Annotated in this window: 27 protein-coding genes; 13 read left to right on the top strand and 14 right to left on the bottom strand. The window is 63.4% G+C overall.

Annotated features, from left to right (window positions below):
* Positions 1-385: 385 nt before the first annotated feature.
* Entirely contained in the window at positions 386-1216 is an 831-nt protein-coding gene (locus tag NKI17_RS29355; protein WP_352796248.1) for an SIR2 family NAD-dependent protein deacylase, read from the bottom strand.
* 329 nt (positions 1217-1545) lie between these two features.
* On the opposite strand from NKI17_RS29355, the gene NKI17_RS29350 reads away from it, so the two are divergent.
* The 9 genes from NKI17_RS29350 to NKI17_RS29310 are packed head-to-tail and all read left to right on the top strand — an operon-like array spanning position 1546 to position 10081.
* Positions 1546-3339 (top strand): methanol/ethanol family PQQ-dependent dehydrogenase, encoded by a 1794-nt coding sequence (locus NKI17_RS29350; protein ID WP_352907148.1) that lies wholly within the window; start codon positions 1546-1548, stop codon positions 3337-3339.
* The gene (locus tag NKI17_RS29345; protein WP_352569234.1) at positions 3320-4189 is read left to right on the top strand and encodes a substrate-binding domain-containing protein; all 870 of its coding nucleotides are present in this window, start codon (positions 3320-3322) and stop codon (positions 4187-4189) included. Before NKI17_RS29350 ends, NKI17_RS29345 begins: the two co-directional genes overlap by 20 nt.
* The gene (locus NKI17_RS29340; RefSeq protein WP_352907141.1) at positions 4186-4719 is read left to right on the top strand and encodes a c-type cytochrome; all 534 of its coding nucleotides are present in this window, start codon (positions 4186-4188) and stop codon (positions 4717-4719) included. The genes NKI17_RS29345 and NKI17_RS29340 overlap by 4 nt, the downstream gene beginning before the upstream one ends.
* Positions 4716-5732: a cytochrome c oxidase subunit II gene (gene coxB, locus NKI17_RS29335; protein ID WP_352907140.1), complete on the top strand. Its 1017-nt coding sequence runs from the start codon at positions 4716-4718 to the stop codon at positions 5730-5732. The genes NKI17_RS29340 and coxB overlap by 4 nt, the downstream gene beginning before the upstream one ends.
* The gene (gene ctaD, locus NKI17_RS29330; protein ID WP_352907139.1) at positions 5729-7705 is read left to right on the top strand and encodes a cytochrome c oxidase subunit I; all 1977 of its coding nucleotides are present in this window, start codon (positions 5729-5731) and stop codon (positions 7703-7705) included. The genes coxB and ctaD overlap by 4 nt, the downstream gene beginning before the upstream one ends.
* Positions 7702-8307: a cytochrome c oxidase subunit 3 gene (locus tag NKI17_RS29325; protein ID WP_352691134.1), complete on the top strand. Its 606-nt coding sequence runs from the start codon at positions 7702-7704 to the stop codon at positions 8305-8307. The genes ctaD and NKI17_RS29325 overlap by 4 nt, the downstream gene beginning before the upstream one ends.
* Position 8308: 1 nt before the next feature.
* On the top strand, positions 8309-8650 hold the full coding sequence (locus tag NKI17_RS29320) for a hypothetical protein (protein WP_352569438.1): 342 nt from the start codon (positions 8309-8311) through the stop codon (positions 8648-8650).
* A complete protein-coding gene (locus NKI17_RS29315; RefSeq protein ID WP_023676157.1) occupies positions 8647-9531 on the top strand; it encodes a cytochrome c oxidase assembly protein in 885 nt (294 codons plus the stop codon). The genes NKI17_RS29320 and NKI17_RS29315 overlap by 4 nt, the downstream gene beginning before the upstream one ends.
* Positions 9512-10081: a c-type cytochrome gene (locus NKI17_RS29310; RefSeq protein ID WP_352691133.1), complete on the top strand. Its 570-nt coding sequence runs from the start codon at positions 9512-9514 to the stop codon at positions 10079-10081. The genes NKI17_RS29315 and NKI17_RS29310 overlap by 20 nt, the downstream gene beginning before the upstream one ends.
* 39 nt (positions 10082-10120) lie before the next feature.
* Here the strand turns inward: NKI17_RS29310 and NKI17_RS29305 are convergent, their stop codons facing one another.
* Genes NKI17_RS29305 through NKI17_RS29280 form a run of 6 tightly spaced genes read right to left on the bottom strand, consistent with a single transcriptional unit; the run spans position 10121 to position 14227 of the window.
* On the bottom strand, positions 10121-10594 hold the full coding sequence (locus NKI17_RS29305) for a DUF2269 family protein (RefSeq protein WP_023676159.1): 474 nt from the start codon (positions 10592-10594) through the stop codon (positions 10121-10123).
* Positions 10594-11880 carry an SDR family oxidoreductase gene (locus NKI17_RS29300; RefSeq protein WP_352691132.1) on the bottom strand — a complete coding sequence of 429 codons (1287 nt, stop codon included), beginning with the start codon at positions 11878-11880 and terminating at the stop codon, positions 10594-10596. Before NKI17_RS29300 ends, NKI17_RS29305 begins: the two co-directional genes overlap by 1 nt.
* Before the next feature lie 34 nt (positions 11881-11914).
* Complete coding sequence (locus NKI17_RS29295) at positions 11915-12250, bottom strand: hypothetical protein (protein WP_023676161.1); 336 nt, start codon at positions 12248-12250, stop codon at positions 11915-11917.
* Entirely contained in the window at positions 12250-12612 is a 363-nt protein-coding gene (locus NKI17_RS29290) for a hypothetical protein (RefSeq protein WP_352907138.1), read from the bottom strand. Before NKI17_RS29290 ends, NKI17_RS29295 begins: the two co-directional genes overlap by 1 nt.
* Positions 12612-13832, bottom strand: a complete 1221-nt coding sequence (locus tag NKI17_RS29285; RefSeq protein ID WP_023676163.1) for an NRAMP family divalent metal transporter — start codon at positions 13830-13832, stop codon at positions 12612-12614. Before NKI17_RS29285 ends, NKI17_RS29290 begins: the two co-directional genes overlap by 1 nt.
* Positions 13829-14227 (bottom strand): hypothetical protein, encoded by a 399-nt coding sequence (locus NKI17_RS29280; protein ID WP_245274675.1) that lies wholly within the window; start codon positions 14225-14227, stop codon positions 13829-13831. The genes NKI17_RS29285 and NKI17_RS29280 overlap by 4 nt, the downstream gene beginning before the upstream one ends.
* Positions 14228-14446: 219 nt before the next feature.
* Here NKI17_RS29280 and NKI17_RS29275 point away from each other — a divergent pair, with 219 nt between their 5' ends.
* Genes NKI17_RS29275 through NKI17_RS29265 form a run of 3 tightly spaced genes read left to right on the top strand, consistent with a single transcriptional unit; the run spans position 14447 to position 14993 of the window.
* Positions 14447-14662 carry a DUF2934 domain-containing protein gene (locus NKI17_RS29275; protein ID WP_023676165.1) on the top strand — a complete coding sequence of 72 codons (216 nt, stop codon included), beginning with the start codon at positions 14447-14449 and terminating at the stop codon, positions 14660-14662.
* 5 nt (positions 14663-14667) lie between these two features.
* On the top strand, positions 14668-14796 hold the full coding sequence (locus tag NKI17_RS29270; protein WP_280952094.1) for a hypothetical protein: 129 nt from the start codon (positions 14668-14670) through the stop codon (positions 14794-14796).
* Positions 14797-14804: 8 nt separating this feature from the next.
* Entirely contained in the window at positions 14805-14993 is a 189-nt protein-coding gene (locus NKI17_RS29265) for a hypothetical protein (protein ID WP_156937321.1), read from the top strand.
* Here NKI17_RS29265 and NKI17_RS29260 read toward each other — a convergent pair.
* The 6 genes from NKI17_RS29260 to NKI17_RS29235 form a co-directional block, all read right to left on the bottom strand.
* Complete coding sequence (locus NKI17_RS29260; RefSeq protein WP_352569222.1) at positions 14979-15740, bottom strand: GntR family transcriptional regulator; 762 nt, start codon at positions 15738-15740, stop codon at positions 14979-14981. The two genes, NKI17_RS29265 and NKI17_RS29260, sit on opposite strands and share 15 nt — an antisense overlap.
* Before the next feature lie 70 nt (positions 15741-15810).
* Positions 15811-16593 carry an SDR family NAD(P)-dependent oxidoreductase gene (locus NKI17_RS29255; protein ID WP_023676169.1) on the bottom strand — a complete coding sequence of 261 codons (783 nt, stop codon included), beginning with the start codon at positions 16591-16593 and terminating at the stop codon, positions 15811-15813.
* Between the two features lie 98 nt (positions 16594-16691).
* Positions 16692-17606, bottom strand: a complete 915-nt coding sequence (locus tag NKI17_RS29250; protein ID WP_023676170.1) for a PfkB family carbohydrate kinase — start codon at positions 17604-17606, stop codon at positions 16692-16694.
* Positions 17603-18802, bottom strand: coding sequence for a mannonate dehydratase (gene uxuA, locus NKI17_RS29245; protein WP_352457403.1), 1200 nt, complete (start codon positions 18800-18802; stop codon positions 17603-17605). The genes NKI17_RS29250 and uxuA overlap by 4 nt, the downstream gene beginning before the upstream one ends.
* A gap of 148 nt (positions 18803-18950) precedes the next feature.
* The gene (locus tag NKI17_RS29240) at positions 18951-19610 is read right to left on the bottom strand and encodes a ThuA domain-containing protein (RefSeq protein WP_352457402.1); all 660 of its coding nucleotides are present in this window, start codon (positions 19608-19610) and stop codon (positions 18951-18953) included.
* A gap of 11 nt (positions 19611-19621) precedes the next feature.
* A complete protein-coding gene (locus NKI17_RS29235; protein ID WP_352457401.1) occupies positions 19622-20719 on the bottom strand; it encodes a Gfo/Idh/MocA family protein in 1098 nt (365 codons plus the stop codon).
* A gap of 240 nt (positions 20720-20959) precedes the next feature.
* On the opposite strand from NKI17_RS29235, the gene NKI17_RS29230 reads away from it, so the two are divergent.
* Positions 20960-21868, top strand: coding sequence for a dihydrodipicolinate synthase family protein (locus tag NKI17_RS29230; protein ID WP_352907137.1), 909 nt, complete (start codon positions 20960-20962; stop codon positions 21866-21868).
* Here the strand turns inward: NKI17_RS29230 and NKI17_RS29225 are convergent, their stop codons facing one another.
* Entirely contained in the window at positions 21869-22267 is a 399-nt protein-coding gene (locus NKI17_RS29225) for a DUF1801 domain-containing protein (RefSeq protein WP_352623196.1), read from the bottom strand.
* Positions 22268-22287: the final 20 nt, after the last annotated feature.

Genomic DNA, 22287 nt, shown 5'->3' with positions numbered 1-22287 from the left:
CCATCGGTGGTGGCCGGTGCATCGCTTGATCCTCAGCGGTGCGCGCCACCACCGACTGCAATGCGGATACCGAGACCGACGACGAAGCAGCTGTGCCGGATGACCGTCCCGGCCGCCCGCTATGTAGAATCCATGCGGCTACTTCGGCCCGGATTCGCCAGATGCCTTGGTGCCATCGTTGGACCTGCCGGCATTTTGCATCATCTTGAGTGCTTCGTCCCTGGTCAGACCGCACCTGCGGGCAAAACAATCGATCTCATAGGCAACTCGGCCGACAGGTCGTGTTTGGCATGCATTTTTCGCTGGTGTTTGCGTGCGCCCATTCAGGCTCGGTCCCGGATCAGCCGGTTCCCAGCGCCTGGCCAATCCGTTTCGGCAAGTTTTCTCACGCGCCGTCTGGCCGGCCCACCCTGTCCTCGAGTTCGTTAAGGAACGCGAGCAGCGCGTCCTCAGGATCGTCTGCCTCTTCGGTCAGCATATCGATGCCCCAGTGGCCGAGGACAGCCTCCTGGACGATGCTCGGCTGCGACATGAAGATGAAGGATTTCGGGCGATTCTTGTCATAGCCGGAGCGGCGCCAGGTCTGCCAAAGCCGGTGCAGCAGCAGACGGATGTTCATGTCGGACATGCTGTAGCCGATGAACAGGATGGTGCGCCCGAGCGCGTCGGCCCGAAATTTCACGTCGAGCGGCGAATCGAACGACAGCCGGTCGAAATAGTCGGTCTCCGCCAGGACCAAAGATTTATCGTCGTCGAAATCGCCGTGGAATTTGATGATCTGCGTCACCTCGCCAGTGGCCTTGGGCAAATCCTTCGCATTGGCCACTTTCACAAAGGGCCGGCTATGGATCTCGAAGGCAACTTCGAGATTTCGGTCGTAGTTTGTCGTGTAGATGATCGGAAAATCGAGCGACACGATGAGCTTGTGGATCGCCGAGCCCTGCACTTTCTCCCGCGAGACGCTCCATTCACGATCCATCCAGCTGCGCAAGGGGCCGAGGCTCCCCTGCTTCAGCCGGTAGTATTCGGCAAGCGCCTGATAGCTGGCCTCCGGCGCACCGATCGTATCCTCGTCCAGACCGAGTTCTTTTTGCATGTGTTCGATGAGCTTTTGCCAGGACGGCAAGCCGACGCTCATCGACACCCCGGCTCCAACGAACAAGATCGCTCGCCGCTCTTTTACCGATTGAGCCAGTTGCTCGACTGCAGACAGCATTCGACACAACTGCGAAAAGCGCCGCTCCGTTCCAGCCGAACCCGGACCACCGGGAATAGATTTACTTCCGACTTGAGTGCTAACATTCGGATCGGCTGGCCCGAGCGCCCGGCCGCCGACTTTGGCCAACCGAATCCGACATTTATTTCGTTGCATTTGGCACTTCTGCGCCGCTCACGCGTTGGAGAGTGTTCAACAAACACGGCGCAGCTGCAGCTAATGGAGCTCTGCGCCAATGTCGGCAAACTCGACAGCCAATGAGGCAAGCGCGACTGGTGGCGGCGAAAAATAGGGTGCCTGGCAAAAGGGGAAAGAGGCCATTGGCTGCGATGCTGGGATGGACGCTGCTGGCAGGCTTCGCGCTGACTACCGCGGCGGTTGCTCAGTCAACGTCAAGCTTTGCGATAAATCCGCCTGCCGCAGCTGCTCCGCCCGACGACGGCCAATGGGCGATGCCGGCAAAGAACTACGCCTCGACCCGCTACAGCGAACTTGCGGAGATCACCAAAGACAACGTCAAAAACCTGCAAGTGGCCTTCACCTTCTCGACCGGCGTCAACAAGGGTCAGGAGGCTGCGCCCCTGGTCGTCGGCAACACGATGTACATCGTGACGCCCTTCCCCAACATCCTCTATGCGCTTGACCTTACCAAGCCCGGCGCGCCGATGAAGTGGAAATTCGAGCCCAACCCCGAGCCCGCCGCGCAGGGAGTTGCCTGTTGCGACGTGGTCAACCGCGGTGCAGCCTTCTTCGAAGGGCGCATCTATTTCAACACGCTCGATGGCCATGCCATCGCCGTCGATGCGGCCACCGGCAAACCGGTCTGGAACACCCATATCGGCAACATCAATATCGGCGAGACCATCACCATGGCGCCGCTGGTGGTGAAGGGCAAAGTGCTGGTCGGCAATTCCGGCGGCGAAATGGGCGTACGCGGCTGGATCAAGGCGCTCGACGCCGGCGACGGGCATGTCGTCTGGACGGCCTACAATACCGGCCCTGACGCCGAGGTGCTGATCGGCCCCGATTTCAAGCCGCATTACGACATGGACAAGGGCAAGGATCTCGGCGTGACGTCGTGGCCGCCCGACGCCTGGAAGATCGGCGGCGGCAATGTGTGGGGCTGGATCTCCTATGACCCGGACCTAAACCTGATCTTCCATGGCACCGGAAATCCCGGTCCGTGGAATCCGGATCTGCGGCCCGGCGACAACAAATGGACCGCCGGAATCTTTGCCCGCGATCCCGACACCGGCGCAGCCAAATGGTTCTATCAATGGACCCCGCACGATTTGCACGACTACGACGGCATCAACGAACAGGTGCTGCTCGACATGACCTGGCAGGGCAAGCCCCGCAAGGTGCTGGTCCGACCGGAACGCAACGGCTACGTCTATCTGTTGGATCGCACCACAGGCGAGGTCCTGTCGGCAGTCCCGTTCGGGCCAGTCAATTCCAGCACGGGCGTCGACCTCAAGACCGGCCGGCTGATTGTAAATCCGGACAAGAAGACCGGCACCGGCAAGGTCGTGCGCGACATCTGCCCGACCGCGTCCGGCCTCAAGGACTGGCAGCCTTCGGCGTTCTCGCCCAAGACCGGCCTGCTCTACATCCCGCACAACAATCTCTGCATGGACGAAGAGGGCGTCGAGGTAAATTACATCGCCGGCACGCCCTATGTCGGCATGAACGTGCGCATGATCCCCGGACCAGGCGGCAATCGCGGTGCTTTTACCGCCTGGGATGTCGCCGCCGCCAAGCCGGCGTGGAGCCTGAAGGAGAACTTTCCGGTGTGGAGCGGCGCCGTCGCCACCGCCGGCAACGTCGTGTTCTATGGCACTATGGAAGGCTGGTTCAAGGCGGTCAGCGCCAGGACCGGCGAACTGCTGTGGCAGTTCAAGACGTCGTCCGGCATCATCGGCCAGCCGATCACCTATCGCGGCCCGGACGGGCACCAATATGTCGCGATTCTTTCGGGCGTCGGCGGCTGGGCCGGCGCGATCGTATCCGGCGATCTCGATCCGCGCGACGCCACCGCCGCGCTCGGCTTCGTCAACGTCATGAAGGATCTGAAGGATGTAACCACGCCGGGAGGTACGCTGTATGTGTTCCGGCTCCCTTGAGACGACCGGCCGAGTTGCGCGCGCACGGAGAAAATCTTCCCGGCGGTTTGGCGCCGCGGTCGGCGCACTGGCGCTCTCGCTCGTCGCCGCCGTTGCCGATGCGCGCGAATTGAGGATCTGCGCCGATCCCAACAACATGCCGTTCTCCAATGCCGCCAGGCAGGGCTTTGAAAACAAGATCGCCGAACTCGTCGCGACGGAGCTTGGCGCAACGGTTTCCTACACATGGTGGGCACAGCGCCGTGGCTTCGTCCGCAACACGCTGAAGGCCGGCCTGTGCGATCTTGTGCCCGGCACGCCCGCCAATCTCGAGATGCTGCGCACCACCGCGCCCTACTACCGGTCTTCCTATGTCTTCGTGACACGCAGGGATGCGCCGGAAATCGCGTCCTTCAACGATCCTCGCCTGCGCGATCTGCACATCGGCGTCCAGCTGATCGGCGACGACGGCGCCAACTCGCCACCCGTCCTGGCGCTTGGCAGTCGCGGCATCGTCGGCCATCTCGTCGGTTTCCCCGTCTATGGCGACTATTCGGCGCCGAACCCGCCAGCGCGCATCATTGAGGCGGTCGCGAATGGCGACATCGATATGGCCGTCGTCTGGGGGCCGTTGGCCGGCTACTTCGGTGCCAGGCAAAAAGTACCGTTGCGGATTACGCCGGTTGCGCCGCGCATGGACGGTCCGCTGCTGCCGATGATCTACGACATCTCGATGGGCGTGCGCCACGACGACGATGCGCTGCGCAGCGAGGTAGACGCAGCGCTCGCCAAACACCGCGCCGAGATCGATGCAACCCTGGCGGCATATGACGTGCCTCGCCTCGACGTCGCCGGGGCGGCAGCGCGATGAACCGCGGCCTTCCATGCGTGCTGTCGGCGATGCTCGTTCTTGCCGCTTGCCAGCGTGAGGAACGCGACACGCGTCCACAGTCGGCGCTCGGCTCGGGCGATCAACCGGCAGCCGTCACGGCCCTCGAGCCGGGCGGCCAGCGGCCAACCTCGTCCAACAACAAGGCCGGAGTGTTCGAGGCCAACGCCTTCCACCTCAGCGAGGGCAAGCGTCTGTTCAACTGGTTCAACTGTTCCGGCTGCCATGCCAACGGCGGTGGCGGCATGGGCCCGGCGCTCATGGACCAGAAGTGGCTCTATGGCAGCTCGATCGAAAGCATCCACGCCACGATCAGGGACGGTCGGCCAAACGGCATGCCGAGCTTCCGCGACAAGATCCCGGACGACCAGATCTGGGAGCTTGCTGCCTTCGTCCGGGCACTGAGCGGCAACGCACCGTCCTCCGCCGCGCCGGGCCGCGACGACGACATGATGCCCCATCCATCCGAGAATCGCCTGCCGGACGCCGCGACGCTGGGGAAGTCGCCGTGAGCCGCGGTGTCTGGACGGTGTGCGGGTGCACGGCCTGCATCCTGCTCCTTGCAGGATGCAGCGGCTGGCAATCCGCGCTCGACCCAAAGGGCCCGGCCGCGGGCGAACTCGCATGGCTGATCTGGTTGTTCACCGCGCTGTGCACGGTGGTCTGGCTTCTGGTGATGGCCGTGCTGATCGTGCCATTGGCCCGGCGCGCGGCGCCGCTCGGCGACCCGCTTGTCCTCGACGCTGCGGCCGAGCGCAGCAAGATGCGAATTGTCGTCGCCGCACTCGCCGCTACCGCCCTGATCCTGGTCGGCCTGACGCTGCTGAGCTACTTCGCTAACCGGACGCTCGCCGCCATCGGCTCGGATGCGGCGCTGACGATCCGGGTGACCGGGCATCAATGGTGGTGGGAGGTGCGCTACGAAAACGACCAGCCGAACCGCATCCTGACGACCGCCAATGAAATCCACATCCCGGCGGGCGAGCCGGTGCGGCTTGTGGTGACCTCGACCGACGTTATCCATTCCTTCTGGGTGCCGAACCTCTCGGGCAAGTTGGACGTCATTCCAGGCCACGAGAACGTTCTCGATCTGAAGGCGGACAAGCCCGGCGTCTATCGCGGGCAATGCGCCGAGTTCTGTGGCGCGCAGCATGCCAATATGAGCACCTTCATCATCGCCGAACCTCGGCCCGTCTTCGATGCCTGGCTGAACGATCAGCTGCGGCCGGCGGCCGCCCCCGTGTCGGCCGAGGCCAAAACCGGCCACGACCTGTTCCTCAAACGGCCATGCGTGATGTGCCACAAGATCGGCGGCACCATCGCCGGCGGCACGGTCGCCCCAAACCTCACCCATATCGCAAGCCGGCAAACGCTCGCTGCCGGCACGCTGACAATGAGCCGCGGCAATCTCGCAGCCTGGATAGCCAATCCGCAGGGGATCAAGCCAGGCGCCCACATGCCCGTGGTGCGACTGGACGGGGACGAACTGAATGCGATCGTCGCCTATCTCGAGGGCCTGAAATGAGCAGCGCCGACGTGGCCCGTGAGCGTCGGCTCGCCGGCGAGCGAGCAGCGGCCGGCAAAGGAGACCTGGCCCCCGAGCGCGACGGTCCTCGCGATACCAGCCTCGACGACTCTAGCCTTGACCGCTGGCTGGCGCGGACATGGCAGACGGCGCCGGGCATCATCGGTGCGCTCTCGAGCGTCGACCACAAGATTGTCGCGCGGCGCTACCTGATCACCGCTTTCGCCTTCCTGTGCCTCGGTGGCCTCAGCGCCGTTGCCATGCGCATCCAACTGTCGGGGCCGGAGCGCGGGCTGATCGGGCCCGACCGCTACAACCAGCTGTTCACCATGCATGGCGTGACGATGATGTTCCTGTTTGCGGTGCCGATCGTCCAGGCGACCGGCATCTACCTCGTGCCGCTGATGGTCGGCACCCGCAACATCGCCTTTCCGCGCCTCAATGCATTCAGCTTCTGGATTTATCTCTCCGGTGGCCTCTTCGCCTGGGTGTCGTTTGCTCTCGACATGGCGCCCGACGTCGGCTGGTTCTCCTACGTGCCGCTGTCCGGTCCTGAATTCGGGCCAGGCAAGCGTTCCGACGTGTGGGCGCAGATGATCACCTATACCGAAGTGTCATCGTTGGCGGTCGCGGTTGCCACCATCGTCACCGTGCTGAAGCAGCGTGCGCCGGGCATGTCGCTGGACAAGATTCCGCTCTATGTCTGGGCGATGCTGGTCACCTCCTTCGTGATCGTGTTCGCCATGCCGGCGGTCATGATCACGTCGACGTTCCTGATTCTCGACCGGCTGGTCGGCACCCATATCTTCAATCCCGCCGAGGGCGGCGACGTATTGCTGTTCCAGCACCTGTTCTGGTTCTTCGGCCACCCCGAAGTCTACATCATATTCCTGCCGGCTACCGGCATGGTGTCCTCGATCATCGCCGCTTTCGCCCGGCGTCCGGTATTCGGCTATCTGGGCATGGTACTGGCCTTGATCGCAGTCGGCTTTCTGTCGTTCGGCCTGTGGGTTCACCACATGTTCGCAACCGGTCTGCCCAAGCTCGGCGCGAGCTTCTTCACCGCCTCGAGCATGCTGATCGCGATTCCGAACGGGTTGCAGATCTTCTGCTGGCTGGCGACATTGTGGGACGGACGCCCGATAATCAGAACGCCGCTGCTGTTCGTGTTCGGCTTCTTCTTCACGTTCGTCGCGGGCGGCCTGACTGGGGTGATGCTGGCGTCGGTGCCATTGGACCTGCAAGTGCACGACACCTATTTCGTGGTCGCCCATTTCCATTACGTGCTGATCGGCGGGTCGGTGTTCCCGCTGCTCGGCGCGACCTATTTCTGGTTCCCCAAGATCACCGGCCGGATGATGAGCGAACGTCTCGGACGCTGGCATTTCTGGCTTGCCTTCCTAGGCTTCAATGCGGCGTTCTTTCCGATGCACATTGTCGGCCTGTGGGGCATGCCGCGGCGGGTCTACACCTATCCGGTGGAACTCGGCTGGGGCAACATCAACCTGTTCATCACAGCCGGCGCGGTCATCCTGTTCCTAAGCTTCGTTCTGTTCACTATAAACCTGGTGTACAGCGCCTCGAGGGGCGCCCCGGCCGGGGACAATCCCTGGAATGCCGGCACGCTGGAATGGGCGACGAGCTCTCCACCGCCGAGCTATAATTTCGCTCGGATCCCGGTGGTTACCCACGCCGAGCCGCTCTGGGCCGAACGTGACACGCTGCCTGTCGCGACCGGGCTTCGCGTCGACGCGCGCGAACTTGTCATTTCGACCGTGGCAGAGGCGCATCCAGATGTGCGCGAGAAGTCGGCGACGCCGTCGATCTGGCCATTGTTCGCCGCGCTCGCCGTCGGCGCCACCTTTCTCTATTCGATCTTCAGCCCGTGGGCGGTGGTCTGGGGAGCCGGGCCGATCGCCATCACTTTGATCGGTTGGTTCTGGCCGAAAGGCGATCCGGAGGATGAGGAATGAAACAGCGTCCTGCCGCCGATCTTTCCAAACTCCCGACCTTCGGGATCGGACCGCGCAGCCCGACCTGGTGGGGCACTCTCGCCTTCATGGCGCTGGAGGGCACCGGCTTCGCGCTCGCCGCAGGCACCTATCTTTACCTCGCCTATCTGTCGCCCAAATGGCCATTGGGCGTGCCGCCGCCCAACCATTGGCCGGGCACCATCGTCACGCTGTTGCTGCTCGCCAGCGTGGTGCCCAATCACATACTGAACCGCTACACCGAAGCCTGTGCCATGGTGCCCGTGCGCATCGGCCTGATCGTCATGTCGCTGCTCGGTATCGCACCGCTTGTCGTGCGGTGGTTCGAATTTCCGGCCCTCAACATTTATTGGGATACCAATGCGTACGGCTCGATGCTGTGGGTCCTGCTCGGCCTTCACACAACGCACCTGATTACCGACGTCGGCGACACGCTGGTGCTGACGGTCCTGATGTTCACGCGCCATGGCTATAGCGGCCGGCGTTTCGGGGACGTTGGCGACAACGTCTTCTACTGGGATTTCGTGGTCGCGACCTGGATCCCGATCTATCTGTTGATCTACTGGATGCCGAGGCTTGACTGAGATGCGTGCGCTTCGCTTGGGCACATCATGGGGCGGGCTGTTGTCCGGGCCTTTGGCTTGGGCGGTGTCGACGCAGCTGAATTATGCGTTCGTGGAGTGGCAGTGCGCCCACGGTATTCCCGTCATACCGGTCATTGCGCTGGTGCTGACAGTGCTGGCGTTGCTCGGCGGCGGGCTTTCGTGGCGGGCGCGACAGCAAGGTGGCGCCGCCTTTAAACCGGATCGTACGCGCGGCACCGAGCATTTCGTCGCCAAGATCGGCATTCTCAGCGCGGTGCTGTTTGCGCTGGTAATCGTCATGCAAGGCGCGGCTTCGCTCATTGTTGACGGCTGCCTACGATGAGCTTCGACGCGCTCTTCTCGACCTCGATCTGCTACGGTGCCGGCGCCCCGCAGGCCGGCTGGACGCTGGCGTTGCCGATCACGCTGCCGCTAACCATGGTCGCACTGCTTTACGCGGCAGGCGCCTTTCGGCTGTGGCGGCGGAGTGCCCGCAGCCGCCCGTTGCGGTTGCGGCAAGCCCTGCTGTTTGCGACCGGCTGGGCCATTTTGGCGGCAGCACTGGTCAGTCCGCTCCATGCATTGGGTGAGCGCGTTTTCACCGCCCACATGATCGAGCACGAGCTGTTGATGGCGGTGGCGGCACCCCTGCTGGTCGCCTCCCGTCCGGCGGCGGCGATGATGTGGGCATTGCCGACCAAGCTGCGGCTGGCATTTGGCGCAGCCGGGCAGGCGAAGGTGCTTCGAACCGTTTGGGCCGCCGTCAGCCGCCCTCTAGCCGCGACCTTCCTGCACGGCGTCGCGATTTGGGCGTGGCACGTTCCGGCGCTGTTCGAGGCGGCGCTTGCACAGGGTGTCCTGCATTATGCGCAACATGCCAGCTTCTTTGGTACGGGGCTGCTGTTCTGGTGGGTGCTGCTGCCGCGTTCAGGCCGCGAACAAGCCTACGGCAGCGCAGTCATGCACCTCTTTTTCACCTCGCTGCACACCGGCCTGCTCGGGGTGCTGCTGCTGGTCTCGCCAAGGCTGTGGTACCCGGTAAACGCAGCCGGCGCGGAATTGTGGAGCCTTAGCCCGCTCGAGGACCAGCAGCTCGCCGGCTTGGTGATGTGGGTTCCGGCCGGCCTGATTTATGGCGGAGCCGCGTTGCTGCTGGCCGGTCTGTGGATTCGCTCAAGTGGACAGAGAAGATGGGAGGCGTCGCATGCGCTCCAGGCTGTCTAAGCTGGTCATTGGTACCGGGACGGCAATTGCCGTGCTGGCCGCAGCTTGGGCGGCGCTGACGTTGTGGCCGGAGCGCCTCGTCAGGGTCGCGCATAAGACGGACAATGCCCCTGGCAGCATCGGCGTGCGCGCAACATCGCGCTTCACTCCGTCCGGACCCATCCTCGGCGCCGCGGCAATTGTCGTGCTTGTTGCAGCCCTGGCCGGGATCGCGTTGTACTTTGAGCAAAGCCGTCGAGTGGAGCAGAAGGCCGACAATGCAACCGGCGGTGTTGGCGCCCGCGCCATACCAATCATCATGGCCAATGGCTGTGCCGGATGCCACACGATCACCGGCGTGCCCGGCGCGCAGGGACTGGTCGGTCCACGCCTCGACGCCAGCTTGGCCACCCGGGTCTATATCGGCGGCGTATTGTCCAACAACCCGCGAAACATGGTCCGTTGGATACGCGCCGCAAGAGAGATCAATCCGCACACGGCAATGCCTTCGACCAGAATTTCCGAGCAGGAGGCGCGGGATATCGCGGCCTATCTCTATTCGCTGAAATGAAAGTCATCGCTCATCCCGGCAGCTGCACGCGGCCTGTCTTCACCAGTCGATCGCAGGCCGAGTGATCATCAGCCAGAAAATCCCGAGTACCGCAGCGAAGGCGGGGAAGCCGAAGGCGAACCACAGCCAGAAGAGCCGATGATAGCGCGGCGGCAACGGCGCGCCTGCAGCGGCGGCTTGCGATGCCAGCTTGCGCATCTGCATTTGCATCCAGACGACCGGGAGCCAGAACATTCCGGTGAAGATATAGAGCGCGATCGAAAGTACGATCCAGCCCTCCGACAGCGAGTAGCCTGCCTGCCAGGCGAGCGCGGCTCCGGTCAAAGGCTGCGCGACCACGGCCGTCGCGGTGAAAAGGAAGTCGGCGACGACGACGATACGCGCCACGGCCGCAACCGTCGCGGCATTGCCGGTCCTGTGGGCGAGCAGCATGAAGAAAGCGATACCGGCGCCGGTACCAAGCAGCACGGATGCGCCGATGACATGCAGAAATTTCAGCAGGAAATAGAGCATCAACGCTCCTCCAGCACTGCCAAGGCCACAAAGTGCAGCACCAGGATCGGCAACACCTTGAGGAACGGCCCAAGCGGGTCGTTCCACAGATCGGGGCTCAGGAAGCTTCCGACGACAAGGTAGAAGAGCGAGAGCGCGATGCCGCCATAGAGGCCTTTTCGCGTCGCTGGCCGCCAGGCTAGGAGCGCGCCGACGGCGATGTCGGCAAGAGCACCGGCTATCACGGTCGGCGCCGACAAGATGCCAGCCCCCGTGCTTTGCATCAGCTCGATGCCACCGTTATAGCCGGTGGTCAGCGACACAATACCCGTCACGATCCAGAAGAAGGGCAGGACGACGAAGATCGCAGGCTTGATGAAATACAGCCGGGCAAACCATTTTTCCTGCACCGTTGCCGGATTGAGCGCGAGGAAGCCCGCCAGGGTTTGCGGGCGTATGCCGGTCGCGGCGGTCCAGTCCGAGGGATCTCCAACCGCTCCTCGGGCGATCTCTCTGGCCGCGTTGGTGCGCATCGGTGGACGCCAGCCGAACATCGCGGCAAGGTCGCCGAGGCGGTAGAGAAGCCTTGCAACAGCCGCCGGCAAGACAAACCTGGCTGCAGGAGCCCAGCCGAGCCATCGGCGATAGCTGCCGACGACCTCGTCCATGCTCAGCTGTTCGGGACCGACAAGTTCCAACACGACGCGAGACGGACTGTCGGGATCGAGAAGGAAGACGACTGTTGAGACCACATCGTCGAGTAGTACCACCTGGAGCCGGCCGGTGCCGGGCATGGACGGTAGCACCGGCAGCGAGGCGAGACCCCTAAACAATGCGCTGGCCCCAAACACCGGCCGGCCGAGCACCACGGACGGGCGCAGGATCACCCAATCCAGATCAAGCGCCATAAGCGCTTGGTCGCCGGCCAGTTTCGTCGCCGAGAATGCCGAAGGCTGCGCCCGATCGACGCCTATCGCCGAGAAGTGGATTACCCGGGCAACCCCTGCCCGCGCACAGGCGAGGAAGAGTGCTGCCGCCGCATCGCGATGGACTTCGCGCGTCTTTTCGCGAGGGCTGTCCTGCAGGACGCCGGCACAATTCACGACGGCGTCGACACCCCTGAGATGCGGTAGCCAGTCTTCGGGCTGCAGCGCCGCCGCCATGTCCAGCACCAGCAATTGATAATTGCCGGCCCGGTTTGCGCCGGGGCTGCGGACCAATCCGATCACCTCATGCCTTTCGGAAAGAAGGCGTGCCACGACGGAGGCACCGATCAGGCCGGTGGCGCCGGTAACCAGGACTTTCACTGGACCCCATTCTCCGACGGCGGGAAAGTATCGTTCATTCCGGTTTATCGCCCTCGATACTCCCCTTCATACCGGAAAGTTCTTCCGTCGTGCATAACAACCGCGGCCGCGCCGGGTCGGAGATGTCGAGCTTGTCCCAGGGAATGCGGTACACGCTGTCGCGACTGCGCAATCGAAAGACGTCGAGGACCGCAATGCCGATAGCCGAAGCGGACAGACGCTCGAAGGCCGCGTAGATGCCGACATGGTACTCGGTAACCACCAGGTCGTCGCCATCCGGTTCGGCGCGTATCTCCTCGATACGGCCGATGCTTTTGCCGTGCGAAAGCACATTCCTGCCAGCCAATTGCTCAAGATTGACGGTGGCCATCATCCAGCTCCCGGAATACGCCCAATGACATGATCGCGCAGCCAGTCCTGCCAGTCGAAAATCGCCGTTTCGCGGACGTCGATATCGAACTCGATGTCGACGCCGATGTCGCGCACCTTGTTCCAGGCGATGCGGTGCGGCTCGGCATGGCGCTTGCCGCCGAGCCTTGCCGCAACCCGCGCCATCCAGCGCCCGGGTCGCTCGCCAAACCGACGCCCCAGCGTGATCGAGCCGAGCTCGACCGCAACGATTTTAGGCGGCTCGCCTGGCCTGAGCTCGGCCACCAGCCCGTCGACCTTGCCGATCTTGACCTGCTCGCGGTCGACTACTTGCTTGTCCAGGATGTCGCGCAGCAACTTCATCACGTGCCTCCGAATATCTGCAAAGGAATGGTCACGATCGCGAGCACGAAACCGAGCGCGATGATGAAGATGACCGCGGCATTCGCTATCATGCCATTGCGGTGCTCGCCGACATAACGCTCGTCATTCAGCAGGAAGAGGAACGGCACCACGGTCAGCGGCAGGCTGGCGGCCGTCAGCGCCATGGAAAAGATGGTGAGCTTCAGCGGATCGAGGCCCAGTGCGATCGGAATGGCGGCGAGAACCAACAAGATCGTATAGACGGTGCTGAAACCCGGGTCGTCGCGCGGTTTCAGGTTCTCGCCCCAAGTCCAGCCGAAACCCTGCGCCACAAGGTAGGCTTGCTGCAGGCCGATTTCGAGCGCGGCACCGAAGCAGGCAATGCCTAGTGAAGCAACGAACAGGACAAATCCCCAGAAACCGAAGATCGGAATCAGCATCAGTGGCAGTTGGTGGTAGTCATCGACCTGCTCTATGCCGTGCGCGGCCAGCACGAGCGCCGCCACAATCAGCACACCGATAGCGATTGTGCCGCCAAAACTCATGCCCAGGCCGGCAATGGCCCGATTGGCTCCGAGATAGCTCTTGTCCCACTCGTCCTCGATCGCTCCCGACGAATAGAACATGAACAGATAGGGCGAGATCGACGCACCAAGAATGCTGACCGCCATGAACCAGTAGTTGGCCGCGTCGTGATCCGGCAGTGTGGGCACGGCCCCGGCCGCGACCTGCTCCCAATCGGGCTTCAGCATGACTGCGCCAACCACGAAGCACAGCGTGACCAGCCCGAGGATCGCGACGCCTTTTTCGATGAATCCGAACGTGCCTTTCCAAAGGAACAGCCATGCCAGAAAAGCGACCGGCAGCGCCCACCACTGAAAGCCGATGCCGGTGGCGAGCTCGAGCGCAATGGCAACACCGCCGATTTCGGCTGCCATGACCAGGAAGTTGACCAGCAAGGTCGCAAGCAACGGCCACAGAAAGGCGTTGAAGCCAAACCGTTCCCGGATCCCGTCGGCGATGGTGTGATGGCTAACTGCGGCGAAGCGTCCGGCCATTTCGACCAGGAAGATGATGCAGAACGTGCCCAGGACGACGGCCCATATCAGCTGAAACCTGAACGCCGCGCCGGCCTGAGCGGCGGTCGCCACTGATCCGACCTCAAGAAAGCCGCCAACGCTGGTGACGACGCCGAGCGATATTTCGAGCAGCTTCTTCATGATTTCGGCGCGAAATATTTCGCGTAGGACGTGCTCAGATCGGCGGCGGCGGCCCGCAGATCCTGCTGCGCGTGTTCCACTTCCGAGCGGTTGCCGTTCTGCACGGCCGTCGCCGCGCGAATTACCGCTGCCGAAAGCCGTCCAACCGCCATCGTCAGACCGGCTTGCCCGCTGGGCTCAGGCGACTTGGCGGACTGGATTTGCGCACCGGCATCGGCGAGCGCCTTGCCGGCCGATTGCAAAGTGCGCGACGTGTATTCCGACGGGGCTCCCCCAGCGATCCAGCTCTCCAGGACCAGCGATGCAGTCTGTGTGGCGGAAGCCGCGGTTTTCGACTGCTGCTCGACCTGGTCGGAAGGCGAGCATGCCGTCAATACAAATATTATCAGCAGCAAGCACGGGCGGTCTGGTCGAAGACCGACGGCTGTAACGGCATTTACAATACGTGCTTGTAGCGTTGCTGCCACACGATTGTTCTCCCCGCACCAAGCGACTTCGGCGCGAAGTTTGATCTAGAGCGCTGGGTGATCAGGTCAACTGAACCGCGATGAACGGCGCTGGCACCGCGGAACAAACCAGCGATCGCCGGATTAGGGGCTGAGGAGGCAAAGGCCATGGATAGGGAAGAGCGTATCAGGCAGCGAGCCCATGAGATCTGGGAGCGCGAAGGCCGTCCGCAAGGACGCGAGCGCGAGCACTGGGATCAGGCCGTGCAGGAGATCGAAGCTGAGGGTTCCGAGGCCGAACGCGGCCCGGTCGTGCCCGATCCAACGGTCGAGGCCGGCTCCGATCCGGAGGCACGCGGCAGCAAGCGGCGGCGAGGGACATGAGGCCGATGCCTCGTTTCGTCGCCTGGATCGTGGTCGTACTGGTCGTGCTGTTCGCCGCCTGGCTGATGATCGGGCGCGACAGAACCGGCGGCGGAGGTCAGCCCACGCCGCACGCAATTGATCAAAATGGATAGGAGCCGACATGACGGGAACCGATACTCATCCTGAACAAGACCCGGCGGAAGGATCGCGATCGGTAGTGGAAAATCAGCTCCGCAAGGAGCAAGGCGGCGAGGGTCAAGATCGCAAAGCCGAGCCAGCTTCCGACAAATCCGGCAGCAAGACCAAGACGCCTTCGGAAGCGCGCAAGAAAGGCTCAGGCTTGGATTGAGCCGGCCGAAAGCAGGCTCACACTGCCGTTTGCCGCGAAATAATAGGGATAGCGCTCCTGGACGATTTCGAGCACCTCGAAGATGCGGCGAAGATGCGTTCGCATCGCCTCTTCCGCCGCAAACGCGTCGGCCTGCTCAAGCGCATCGACAATCCGCCGATGCTGGCCGAGGACCACCGACATGCTGTCGAGGCGCGGAAAAGACAGGAAGCGGAAGCGGTCCATGTGCAGCTTCGCCGCGCTGATGTCGGCCCAGATTCCGGGAAACCCGGCATGACTGGCGATATGCTGGTGGAACAGCTCGTCCGACTTGAAGAAGCGCCTGTCGTCCGCGATGGAGGCGAACGTCTCCTGGACGGCCAGTTCGCCTTTTAGCACGGCAAGCAGGTCAGCACGGCGCGGGCTCTCGACCGCGCGCTTGATCAGGCCGACTTCGAGCGCTTCGCGCAGGAACTGCGATTTCTCGAGATCGGCAATCCGGAGCGGCGCCACCATGCTGCCGCGCTGCGGATAAATGTCGATCAAGCCAAGACCGGCCAGCCGGGCGAGCGCCTCCCTGACCGGCGTGCGGCTCACGCCGAGGGCTTCCGACATCGCCTTTTCAGAAATCAGCTCGTGCGGCTTCAGGCGGAAGGTCAGGATCTGGTCGAGCAGAACCTCGAACGTCCTCGCCGCGACCGATACGCCGGGGCCGGTTTCGCCCAACCGCCCCTCGGTGATGGTCCGCATTCCCAAAAGCCCTGCCATCGGCGACCCCTTATTGGCTCTGCAGCTTCAAGCCGTTCATGAAATGCCTGCGCAAGCAGCAGCGCCGACGTTATTCCTTGCGCGGAGAACCGCCGATGCGCGCCAGCAGGCCGCCATCGACGCGTACGACCTCGCCGGTGACGAAGGAGGCATCGTCGGACAGCAGGAAGGCGACGACTGCGGCAATCTCTTGCGGCCGGGCGGTACGGCCGAGCGGATGCATATTGTCGAGGATGCGCAGGATCTCGTCGGGCTTATCGTTGAGTTTCACCGCATCCCGCAGCATCGGCGTGTCGACCGCACCCGGAGCGACGGCATTGACGCGCACGCCGAGCGGCGCATAGTCGACGGCCATCGATTTGACCAGGCCGATCAGGCCGTGCTTGGCCGTGCTGTAGGCCAGAACCCCTTCCTGGCTGGCCAGACCCTGCACCGAGCTCATATGGACGATGGCGCCGCGGCTTTGCCGCAGCAGCGGCATCGCCGCGCGGGAGAGCAGGTAGGCAGCCTTGAGGTTGACGTTCATCACCTCGTCCCAAAGCGCCTCGTCCGTGGTCTCCACCGTTCCGTAACGCTGGATGCCGGCATTGTGGGAGAGCATGTCGAGCCCGCCGAACGCGGACCGGGCAAGCTCGACGGCGCGGCCACAGGCCTCAGTGTCGGCGGTCGAGCCAAGCACGGTGTGCACGGTCACGCCGCGCGCCGAAAGCTGCGCCGCTACCTCATCCAACTGATCGCCCGCCCGGTCGAACAGGATCAGGTCGACGCCTTGCTCGGCCAGTCTTTCGGCGACAGCACGGCCAATGCCCATGGCCGCCCCGGTGACCAGTGCGCGTTTTTTGAACTCAGCCATTTATCCTCCCTCGAACAGTTGCGCAGCGACTGCCATGGTAGTCGACGGGCGCCACTTGACGTGCTCTTTCCACCGAGCCGGCCCAAGCGTGTTCGGCATCATGTCGATCCTTGCATGAAAGCCAGCGTTTCCGCGCGCGTCGGTGCGCCAAGACGTCCGCCAAAGCGCAGGCATTTCAGGGCGGCGGCGGCGCTGGCCACTGCTATCGCCCGCTCTTCGTCCCAACCTTCGGCCAGGCCGAGAGCGAAGGTGCCGTGGAACACGTCGCCTGCCGCCAGAGTGTCGACGGCTTCGACCCGCGGCGACGGCAGATGACGGACGTCATTGCTGCCCGAGTAGCGGAACACGGTGCCGTTCGCCCCATCGGTGACCGCCACGAAGGCGCCGGTCCGTTCGCCGAGAATGGCGACGGCAGAACCGGCGGATATCTCCGGACCGCAAAGGATGCGTGCCGCCGGCAGCGAAGCAACGACATGCGAGGCGAGCGGCAGCAGCCGGTCGAGCACCGGTCGCGACGCGACATCGGCGTCAAGGATCGCCGGGATGCCGCACTCGCGAGCCTTCGCCAGCGCCAGGGCCGCGGCTCCGGGCCAGCGGACATCAACCAGCACGGCGTCGAAGCGGGAAAAATCCGCGGGCGGAAGACGGTCAGGATCGGCTTGCGTGACTGCATCGTAGAAGGGCACAATCATACGCTCGCCGGCGGCATCGACCAGGATGGTGGCAATGGCCGAGCGGCCACCTTCAACCCTGCGCACCAGCGAACAGTCGACCCGCTCCGCCTCCATCTGGCCGATGACATCGCGGCCGACAGCATCGTCGCCGACGCTTGCCCATAGCCAGACCTGCCCGCCCTGGCGGCTGGCCGACGCGGCCGCGCTTGCTGCCATGCCGGCCGCGATCTGCACGGCCTCGCTTGGCAGGAACTTGCCGGCGCCGGAGGGCAGGACATCGAGGCGCAAGATCGTGTCGTAGGTGAGCGCGCCGACGCAGAGCAGGCGGGGCGCCGTCATTGCAGCCGGTAGCCGCGCTGATGGGCAATCGCCGTCATCACGCCTCTCAATTCGGCAAGGCCGCGAAGACGGCCGATCACGGGGTAGCCGGGATGGGTGTGCCGCGCGGCGTCATCGATCAGCTCGTGGCCATGATCCGGGCGAAAGGGCAGCAGCGCCGCCGGTTCCCCGGCGTCGCGGCGGCGTTGCTGCTCGTCGAGCAAGATCGAAACCACCGACACCATGTCCACATCGCCGCTCAGATGCTCGGATTCCATGAACGAGCCGTCCGGGTCCTTGCTGACGTTGCGCAGATGCACGAAGTTGATCTTGTGCGCAAAGCGGCTGGCGATGGCGGGCACGTCATTGGCCGGGTTGGCGCCCAGCGACCCCGTGCACAAGGTAAGGCCGCTATGGGCCGATGGCACTGCGTCCAGGATAAAGGCGATGTCGTCCGCGTTCTTGACGATCCGGCACAGGCCGACGAGATCGCGCGGCGGATCGTCCGGGTGGATCGCCAACGTGACGCCCGCCTCTTCGGCCGCCGGCAGCACGTTTTCGAGAAAACGGACGACGTTCTCGCGCAGCCGGTCGTGCGACAGGCCCGATTGCTCGGCCACCACTTCGCGCAATTCCGCTATGTTATAGCGCTTGAAGGCGCCCGGCAGGCCGGCCATGATGTTGGCAAGCAGACGCTCTTTTGACGCATCCGGCGTCGCCTCGAACCATTCGCTTGCCCGCTGGAGAACATCGGACGCATAGTCGCGCTCAGATCCCTTGCGCTGCAGCATGTAGCAATCGAACGCGGCAAGCTCGTGCATGTTCATGCGGAGCGCCCGTCCGCCGCCCGGCAGCGGCGCAGCCAGGTCGGTCCGGGTCCAGTCGAGGATCAGCATGAAGTTATAGCAGACCGTGCGCACACCGCAGGCGCCGAGATTGCGTAAGGTCTGCCCGAAATTGTCGTAGAGCCGGTCGAGATCGCCGCGGCCGAGCTTGATGTCCTCGTGCACGGGCACACTCTCGACGACGCTCCATTTGAGGCCCATCGCCGGATCCGCCTCGATAAGCGCCTGGCGCTGCCTGATAGCGTGGATCGGCCAGACTTCGCCGTAAGGGATGTCGTGCAGTGCCGTCACGATACCGGTCGCGCCGGCCTGCCTGGCATGGGCAAGCGTTGCTGCGTCGCTCGGCCCAAACCATCGCCACGTCTGCTCCATTCGACCTCCAGCGACGGAATTTTCGATGAGCCCCCGGTGTATTGGATGCTACCATGGCAGTCAATTGCCGCAGTCCAGTGCCTGTGTCCGCGTTCGGGCGGCCGCCCCATGAGAGATTACAACGATACGTGGCGTTCAGATTGAACGGCTATCCAAGGTCCGAGTTTCGGCTGGCCCAAATCGCGCCGCGTTCGAACATCGTGCGCATTTGCGGCACGGCGAACTCGTCGGCGGTGTGCCCGAGCGCGCTGTAGAAGACGCGGCCCTTGCCGTAGCGGCGCTTCCAGACAACCGGCATGACGACGCCGGCGATGAAATCGAGATGCTCGCCGGTGAAAGTAGTCGTCGCCAGCACCTCGTTGGTCGGATCGACATGCATGTAATACTGCTCTGAACGGTAGGCGAAGTCGTCGATGCCCTGCATGACCGGATCGCCTGGCCTGGTGATGTCGACGTGATAGTCGATGATGTTGCCGGGATGGGCGACCCACTGGCCGCCGGTCATGAACTGGTATTCCGGCTCGTTGCGGAAGCTGTCGCACATCGTGCCGTGAAAGCCCGCAAGGCCGGTGCCGGCCCCGACGGCGCTGGTCAGGTTTTGCAGCTCCGGCTTTTCGATCGTCGACATGGTGATCACCGGGACAATGAGATCGAGCATGCCCAGCTGCGGATCGGCAAGCGCCGAAGTCCCCTGCTCCAGCTGCACGTCGAAGCCGTTGCCGGCCAGCATCTCCTTGACGATTTCGGCGCTCCGGGCCGGGGTGTGACCTTCCCAGCCGCCCCAGAAAATCAGTGCCGTCTTGCTCATCGCATTATTCCCTATTCCAGAATTCCGAAAGGCAGGTCGGCCTGCATCGGCGCCGGCCGGGCGCAGCCATATCTCAGGTCGATACGCTGGCCTATCTCTGCTGAAGAGATGATCGATTCCATGATTTCCAGGACATGGAGGGAAAGATCGAGGCTGGCGCGGTGTTGCCTGCCCGAGACGACCGCCTGCGCCATGTCGGCAAGGCCGAGGCCCCGGTAATTGCCGTCGCCATACGAATGGATCTGATCGGCCACCGTCCAGTCGCCCTTGCGCTGGCTGGTCCTGATGTCGCCCTGAAACTGGTTGGGATCGGAGACGATCATCGAGCCCTTGGTTCCGTAAAGTTCGATGTGATTGTGTTCATGCTTCCAGACGTCGAAGCTGGTGGTGATCGAGACCGCGGCGCCATTCTCGAATGCGAGCAGGCCGGAAATATGGGTCGGCACCTCGACCCGGATGGTTTCGCCCTGGCGCGGTCCAGAACCGATGGTGCGGGTGGCGTAGGAAGACTTCGCCTGCCCGGTCACGGATTTTACCGGACCCAGGAGATTGACCAGGCAGGTCAGATAGTACGGTCCCATGTCGAGCATTGGCCCACCGCCGGGCTGATAGTAGAAATCCGGATTGGGATGCCAGAGCTCGTGGCCGGGCACCTGCATGAAGGCAGAGCCGGCGACAATGGTCCCAGCCGTATCCTCATCGACCAGCCGCCGCGCCGTCTGGTGGGAGCCGCCAAGAAAGGTGTCGGGTGCGCAGCCGACGCGCACGCCCTGTTCGCGCGCCGCCGCGACCAGCCGCTCGGCGTCGCTGAGCGTCGTTGCCAGCGGCTTCTCGGAATAGACGTGCTTGCCTTGCCCGACAGCCTGCAGGCCGACCGGCACATGATGCTGCGGCGTCGTCAGATTGAGCACGATCTCGACGCGCGGATCGGCCAACAGCGCGTCGACCGGCATGGCAGCCAGGCCGTAGGCCGCTGCCTTCGCCTCGGCTGCCGCCCGGTTGATGTCGGCGACGCCGACAATGTCGAGCACCGGGAATTGTGGCGATGCCTTCAGATAGGCATCCGAAATGTTGCCGCAGCCGATAATGCCGACACCGATCCTCCGCATGGGCTTCTCCTCAAAAGGCGGCATTGATGAAACAGCAGAACTCGTTTGTCACCCCCCTTTCGGCCAGACGACGTTATCCCGTGACAAGGATATACCTCGAGAGCCTCAGAACCGCCGCCCGATCACAATCGCGCGCCTATGCGCGAGCCGCTTGCTTTCGAGGTCGAACGGCCGGTACTCAGCAACATTGCTTCATGTAGCTTGCTCGACATTTTTGATGCCGGCTTTAGAAGGACGCAAATGATCCGCCCACAAGGAACCATCGCACCGATCCTGACGCCGTTCGAAAACGACGGCCGGATCGCCCGCGATCTCTGGATATCCCACGCCAAATGGGTGCTGGATCAGGGAGCGCATTTCCTGTCGCCGTTCGGTACCACGGGCGAGGCCTTGTCCGTCTCGTTGCGCGAGCGCATGCAAGCGCTGGAGTGGCTGGTCGAGGCCGGCATTTCGCCAAGCCATCTGATGCCCGGCACCGGTGTCACAGCACTTGCCGAGACCGTCGAGCTGACGGCGCATGCCGTCGGGCTCGGCTGTGCCGGGGTGATGGTGCTGCCGTCGTTCTTCTATACGGCCGCCGGCGACAACGGACAGGCCCGCTACTATGGCGAGCTGATCGAACGGGTGGCGAACCCGGCGATGAGGATGATCCTCTACCACATCCCGCAGAATTCCGGCGTACCGGTGAGCCCGCCGCTGACCGCCCGCTTGAGCCAAGCGTTTCCGGATGTCGTGGTGGCTTACAAGGACAGCGCCGGCGATTGGAACAACACCGCGGCGGTCATTGCGGCAGCCCCAAGGGTCGCGGTGTTCCCGAGCTCGGAAGCACAGCTGACGAAAGGCCTCGCCAACGGTGCTGCGGGATGCATCTCGGCGACGGTCAATCTAAATGCCGCAGCGATCCGGGCCCTCTACGACGCAGCACTGGCGGGAGAGGACATTACTGACGCGGATGCCGCCATCAAGGCGTTCCGCAAAATCATCCAGGACGCCGGCCTCATCTCCGCGATGAAGGCAGTGCTGGCGGTACGGTCCGGCGACAGACGCTGGCTGAACCTGCGCGCGCCGCATGAGAACGCGACGCAAGCCACCGGCGAAGCTTTGCTCGCCGCTCTCGGCCCGCTAGCCGACCATATCGGCCGGAGCTGACTATCGGGCCGTGTTCAGGGCGGCAGCAGCGCGTATCAGCGCCTTGAACGCATTCTCATCTATATCTTCGCCCTCACGGATATCGATGGCGCGCCTGGTGTTGCCTTCGAGACTGGAGTTGAACAGGCCTGAAGGATCCGGCAGGGAGGCGCCCTTTGCGAAGGTCACCTTCACGACGTTCTTGTAGGTCTCGCCGGTGCAGATTATTCCGGCGTGCGACCACACCGGAACGCCTCGCCACTTCCACTCCTCGACCACTTCCGGGTCAGCCTGCTTGACGAGAGCGCGGATATGGGAAAGCGTCTTGCCTCGCCAATCGCCCAGCTCACTGATCCTCGCATCTATCAGCTGAGAGGGAGAGCTTTCTGCATTTCCTTCCATAGAGCCACTCTTCATCATCATTGTCGCTTTTCCTAGGG

Source organism: Mesorhizobium sp. M0816 (assembly GCF_040320005.1).
Taxonomy (GTDB): Bacteria; Pseudomonadota; Alphaproteobacteria; order Rhizobiales; family Rhizobiaceae; genus Mesorhizobium.
The sequence above is the reverse complement of the archived record's forward strand: the minus strand, read 5'-3'. Positions and strand labels throughout refer to the sequence as shown.

What these genes read in the sequence shown, in the direction of transcription:
- NKI17_RS29355 (WP_352796248.1), bottom strand. Translation starts at nt 1,216, where the DNA reads ATGCTGTCTGCAGTCGAGCAACTGGCTCAATCGGTAAAAGAGCGGCGA.
- NKI17_RS29350 (WP_352907148.1), top strand. Translation starts at nt 1,546, where the DNA reads ATGCTGGGATGGACGCTGCTGGCAGGCTTCGCGCTGACTACCGCGGCG.
- NKI17_RS29345 (WP_352569234.1), top strand. Translation starts at nt 3,320, where the DNA reads ATGTGTTCCGGCTCCCTTGAGACGACCGGCCGAGTTGCGCGCGCACGG.
- NKI17_RS29340 (WP_352907141.1), top strand. Translation starts at nt 4,186, where the DNA reads ATGAACCGCGGCCTTCCATGCGTGCTGTCGGCGATGCTCGTTCTTGCC.
- ctaD (WP_352907139.1), top strand. Translation starts at nt 5,729, where the DNA reads ATGAGCAGCGCCGACGTGGCCCGTGAGCGTCGGCTCGCCGGCGAGCGA.
- NKI17_RS29325 (WP_352691134.1), top strand. Translation starts at nt 7,702, where the DNA reads ATGAAACAGCGTCCTGCCGCCGATCTTTCCAAACTCCCGACCTTCGGG.
- NKI17_RS29320 (WP_352569438.1), top strand. Translation starts at nt 8,309, where the DNA reads ATGCGTGCGCTTCGCTTGGGCACATCATGGGGCGGGCTGTTGTCCGGG.
- NKI17_RS29315 (WP_023676157.1), top strand. Translation starts at nt 8,647, where the DNA reads ATGAGCTTCGACGCGCTCTTCTCGACCTCGATCTGCTACGGTGCCGGC.
- NKI17_RS29310 (WP_352691133.1), top strand. Translation starts at nt 9,512, where the DNA reads ATGCGCTCCAGGCTGTCTAAGCTGGTCATTGGTACCGGGACGGCAATT.
- NKI17_RS29305 (WP_023676159.1), bottom strand. Translation starts at nt 10,594, where the DNA reads ATGCTCTATTTCCTGCTGAAATTTCTGCATGTCATCGGCGCATCCGTG.
- NKI17_RS29295 (WP_023676161.1), bottom strand. Translation starts at nt 12,250, where the DNA reads ATGGCCACCGTCAATCTTGAGCAATTGGCTGGCAGGAATGTGCTTTCG.
- NKI17_RS29290 (WP_352907138.1), bottom strand. Translation starts at nt 12,612, where the DNA reads ATGAAGTTGCTGCGCGACATCCTGGACAAGCAAGTAGTCGACCGCGAG.
- NKI17_RS29285 (WP_023676163.1), bottom strand. Translation starts at nt 13,832, where the DNA reads ATGAAGAAGCTGCTCGAAATATCGCTCGGCGTCGTCACCAGCGTTGGC.
- NKI17_RS29275 (WP_023676165.1), top strand. Translation starts at nt 14,447, where the DNA reads ATGGATAGGGAAGAGCGTATCAGGCAGCGAGCCCATGAGATCTGGGAG.
- NKI17_RS29270 (WP_280952094.1), top strand. Translation starts at nt 14,668, where the DNA reads ATGCCTCGTTTCGTCGCCTGGATCGTGGTCGTACTGGTCGTGCTGTTC.
- NKI17_RS29265 (WP_156937321.1), top strand. Translation starts at nt 14,805, where the DNA reads ATGACGGGAACCGATACTCATCCTGAACAAGACCCGGCGGAAGGATCG.
- NKI17_RS29260 (WP_352569222.1), bottom strand. Translation starts at nt 15,740, where the DNA reads ATGGCAGGGCTTTTGGGAATGCGGACCATCACCGAGGGGCGGTTGGGC.
- NKI17_RS29255 (WP_023676169.1), bottom strand. Translation starts at nt 16,593, where the DNA reads ATGGCTGAGTTCAAAAAACGCGCACTGGTCACCGGGGCGGCCATGGGC.
- NKI17_RS29250 (WP_023676170.1), bottom strand. Translation starts at nt 17,606, where the DNA reads ATGACGGCGCCCCGCCTGCTCTGCGTCGGCGCGCTCACCTACGACACG.
- uxuA (WP_352457403.1), bottom strand. Translation starts at nt 18,802, where the DNA reads ATGGAGCAGACGTGGCGATGGTTTGGGCCGAGCGACGCAGCAACGCTT.
- NKI17_RS29240 (WP_352457402.1), bottom strand. Translation starts at nt 19,610, where the DNA reads ATGAGCAAGACGGCACTGATTTTCTGGGGCGGCTGGGAAGGTCACACC.
- NKI17_RS29235 (WP_352457401.1), bottom strand. Translation starts at nt 20,719, where the DNA reads ATGCGGAGGATCGGTGTCGGCATTATCGGCTGCGGCAACATTTCGGAT.
- NKI17_RS29230 (WP_352907137.1), top strand. Translation starts at nt 20,960, where the DNA reads ATGATCCGCCCACAAGGAACCATCGCACCGATCCTGACGCCGTTCGAA.
- NKI17_RS29225 (WP_352623196.1), bottom strand. Translation starts at nt 22,267, where the DNA reads ATGATGAAGAGTGGCTCTATGGAAGGAAATGCAGAAAGCTCTCCCTCT.